Below are 3968 nucleotides of genomic sequence, written 5' to 3'. Positions count from 1 at the left end.
CTTCTACTGGGTGCTGATCGGATCGACGCTCGGGCGCTTTTTCCCGGAGATTTTCGGGGATGGCAGCACCGCGACCGCGATCATCGTCTCGCTGGTTGGCATCTGGGCCTTCCATTTCATGATCCTGCGCGGCGTCGAGCAGGCCACCTTCATCAATAGCGTCGTGACGGTCGCCAAGATCGTACCGATCATCGTGGCGATCCTCGCCATGGCATTCGCGTTCAACTACACGCAATTCTCCGAGAATTTTCTCGGCGGCGTGGGCATGCCGGAAAAGACCCTGCTGGCGCAGGTGCGCGACACCATGCTGATCACCGTTTTCGTCTTCCTCGGCATCGAGGGGGCTAGCGTGTATTCGCGCTTCGCTCAGAAGCGTTCTGATGTCGGCACCGCGACCATCCTGGGTTTCGTCGGCGTCACCGGCCTGATGGTGGCCATCACCCTTCTGCCCTACGCCACGGCTACGCGTGCGGCCATCGCCGGAGTCCAGCAGCCCTCGCTCGCCGGCGCGCTCGAACTGGTCGTGGGACATTGGGGCGCGGTGTTCATTTCCATCGGCGTGCTGGTGTCAGTGCTCGGCGCCTATCTCGCCTGGTCGCTGATCTGCGCCGAGGTGCTGTTCGCCGCGGCGAAGTCGCAGGACATGCCCAAGCTTTTCGCGGCGCAGAACGGCAACCGGGTTCCCGCCAACGCGCTTTGGCTGACCAATATCGTCGTCTCGCTATTCGTCATCTCAACCTATTGGTCGCGTGACGCCTTCAACTTCATGCTCGACATGACAAGCGTGACGGCGCTGCTGCCCTACCTGTTGGTCGCGGGCTATGGCGTGCTGATCGCCCGCCGCGGCGAGGGGTACGAGACCTCGCCTGGTCAGCGCGGGCGCGACCAGTTATTCGCCTGGATCGCCGTCGTCTACACGCTTGTCATGTTTCTGGCCGCCGGCTTGAAATACGTCCTGCTGGTGGCGGTGCTCTTCGTGCCGGGAACCGTCCTGTACCTCTGGGCGCGGCGCGAACAGAACGCGCGGATCTTCACATCGGTCGAACTCATCATCTTCGCCGCCACACTGGTCGCTGGACTCGCCGGTTTCGTCGGCCTGTTGACCGGCGCCATTACACCTTGACGAGAAAGGCACAAGTCATGGCGATGGAAACGAAATTCGGGGTGCATTCCGAAGTCGGGCAGCTTCGCAAGGTCATGGTCTGCGCGCCCGGCCGCGCCCATCAGCGCCTGACGCCCACCAACTGCGACGAACTGCTGTTCGATGACGTGCTGTGGGTCGACAACGCCAAGCGCGACCATTTCGACTTCATGACCAAGATGCGCGATCGCGGCGTCGAGGTGGTGGAGATGCATAACCTCCTCGCCGAAACTGTCGCCGTCCCCGAGGCGAAGAAATGGATCCTCGACAATCAGGTGGTGCCGAATCAGATCGGCCTCGGCCTCGTCGACGAGGTGCGCTCCTATTTGGAGGGGCTCTCCAACCGCGATCTGGCGGAGACGCTGATCGGCGGCCTCTCGACCCATGAATTCCCCGAATCCATCGGCGGCGAACAGCTCGAGCTGATCCGCGACGCGGCCGGGGTGAACGAGTATCTACTGCCGCCGCTGCCGAACACGCTCTACACCCGCGACACCACCTGCTGGATCTATGGCGGCGTCACGCAGAACCCGCTCTATTGGCCGGCGCGGCATGAGGAAACCATCCTCACCACCTCGATCTACAAGTTCCATCCCGACTTCGCCGGCAAGGTCAACGTGTGGTGGGGCGACCCGACCAAGGATTGGGGCCTCGCCACGCTCGAGGGCGGCGACGTCATGCCGATCGGCAAGGGCAATGTGCTGATCGGCATGAGCGAGCGCACCTCGCGTCAGGCCATCAGCCAGCTCGCTGCAACGCTGTTCGAGAAGGGCGCGGCCGAGCGCGTCATCGTCGCTGCGATGCCGAAGCTGCGCGCGGCGATGCATCTCGACACGGTGTTCACCTTTGCCGACCGCGACTGCGTGCTGCTCTACCCAGATATCGTCAATGGCATCGAGGCGTTCTCCTACCGGCCGGACGGCAAGGGCGGCGTCGAGCTGCACAAGGACAAAGGCACCTTCGTCGAGACGGTGCGCGACTCGCTCGGCCTCAAGAAGATGCGTGTTGTTGAGACCGGCGGAAATGCCTACGTCCGCGAGCGCACCCAATGGGATAGTGGCGCAAATCTGGTCTGTGCATCGCCGGGCGTCGTGTACGCCTATGACCGCAACACCTATACAAACACGCTGCTGCGAAAGGAGGGCATGGAGGTCATTACCATCATCGGCGCGGAACTAGGCCGCGGTCGTGGCGGTGGCCACTGCATGACCTGTCCGATAATCCGTGATCCGGTGGATTACTGACAAGAGAGCGTTCCCGGAGATCAAAGATGGGCGCCGCTCGTGCAGCAATTCTGGTTAGGCAATCGACGATGAGCGGCGCATCCACGAGCGGAACCGATCACCAGCATCAAGCGGACTCCCTGCGTTCCAAATGGGGTTGGTTTTTGGTGCTGGGCATTGGCCTTGCGTCGGCTGGAGTGCTGGCCGTCGCGCTGCCGGTGGTTTCCACATTCGCGGCAAGCGTTGTCCTTGGAATCGTCCTTTCGCTCGCGGGCATTGTGAAGATGGTTCAATCCCTGCGAGTCAAGGAGTGGAGCGGATTCATCTGGCAAGAGCTCACGGGCGCGGTCGAGCTGGTCGGCGGCATCCTTATATACTTCAATCCCTTCAAGGGCGCTCTGGCGATCACGCTTCTGATCGCCTTGGTATTTCTGGTGCAGGGCATCCTGCAAGTCGCCCTCGCGTTCCGGGTGCGCGATCAAGATGGTTGGCAGTGGTTCGGAGTATCGGGCCTGGTCGCCCTTGCCGCTAGTGCGACGCTCGCATTGAAGTTGCCCTATACCAGCATTTACACACCAGGTACTGTCGCTGGCATTTCCCTCCTTGTCGCCGGTGGCGCCTACATTGCCATTGCCCTGACGATGCGCAGAGCCCGGTCATGAAGGCGCCGTGCGAAGCATCCGAGCGACATCGTCCGGTCGCGAGGCGGCGATGGATCAGCCGCGCTTTTTGGGCATGCTTGGTGGCTGCTGGCTTGGGGGGCGCCGGACCACCTTTCATCAGTTCGATTTCATTCGCCCAGCAACCTGGCGGAACGCAGGCGCCGCCGCCCGCTGTCGTCGTCGAGAAGATCGAGGTTCAGCGGGTCAGCACTCCCGTGCAGTTTACCGGTCGCGTGGAAGCGATAGAGGCAGTCGACATCCGGGCGCGTGTCACCGGCTTTCTGCACTCCGTCGATTTCAAGGGTGGACAAGCGGTAAAGGCTGGGGAAACGCTGTTCGAGATCGAGCCGGATCAACTCAATGCCCTGGTTGCGTCGGCACGGGCGCAGGTGGCGCGTGCCGAGGCAACACGAATATCGGCCGAACGGAGCCTGGCGCGCAACCAGGATCTGTTCGCCCGAAGAACGATCTCACAGGCCGCTCTAGACGAGGTCCAGGCGGCATTCGATGTCGCTGCCGCGGACGTGCAGGTTGCCCAGGCGTCCCTGACTACCGCCGAACTCAACCTGTCCTATGCTCGTATCACTGCCCCGATCTCCGGCAACATCGGCCGCGCGACGTTCACGACCGGCAATCTGGTCGGATCGGATTCCGGTGCGCTGGCACGCATAGTCGGCCTGGACACCGTCCGCGTGGCTTTCGCTGTGACCGAAGGGTTGCTTGTGACGATCCGGCAGCAGGAGGCGACGAGCGGCAGTAACGTCGATCCGAGCACATTGAAACTTTCGCTTCGTCTTGCGAACGGGACGGACTACGACACGCCCGGTCGAATCGAATTTATCGAGAACGAGATCGACCCGCAGACTGGGACGGTCGCGGCCCGCGCAGTTTTCCCCAATCCTCGCCATATCCTTCTGCCGGGACAGTTCGTCACCCTCTACG

The 3968-nt window shown here is 62.3% G+C and carries 4 protein-coding genes; all 4 read left to right on the top strand.

Annotated elements, in window-relative coordinates; genetic code table 11:
* Nucleotides 1–1123: amino acid permease (locus tag ACXJ7R_RS26775; RefSeq protein WP_457154455.1), on the top strand; the 1123-nt coding region annotated here is incomplete at its 5' end.
* A 23-nt stretch (nucleotides 1124–1146) separates the two neighbouring features.
* A complete protein-coding gene (locus ACXJ7R_RS26770) occupies nucleotides 1147–2385 on the top strand; it encodes an arginine deiminase (RefSeq protein ID WP_457154456.1) in 1239 nt (412 codons plus the stop codon).
* Between the two features lie 68 nt (nucleotides 2386–2453).
* Nucleotides 2454–3026, top strand: coding sequence for an HdeD family acid-resistance protein (locus ACXJ7R_RS26765; RefSeq protein WP_457154454.1), 573 nt, complete (start codon nucleotides 2454–2456; stop codon nucleotides 3024–3026).
* 80 nt (nucleotides 3027–3106) lie between these two features.
* Nucleotides 3107–3968: efflux RND transporter periplasmic adaptor subunit (locus tag ACXJ7R_RS26760; RefSeq protein WP_457154453.1), on the top strand; the 862-nt coding region annotated here is incomplete at its 3' end.

This window comes from Mesorhizobium sp. P5_C1 (assembly GCF_054049815.1).
The sequence above is the reverse complement of the archived record's forward strand: the minus strand, read 5'-3'. Positions and strand labels throughout refer to the sequence as shown.

Coding starts and splice junctions, on each gene's coding strand:
- ACXJ7R_RS26770 (WP_457154456.1), top strand. CDS start 1,147: ATGGAAACGAAATTCGGGGTGCATTCCGAAGTCGGGCAGCTTCGCAAG.
- ACXJ7R_RS26765 (WP_457154454.1), top strand. CDS start 2,454: ATGAGCGGCGCATCCACGAGCGGAACCGATCACCAGCATCAAGCGGAC.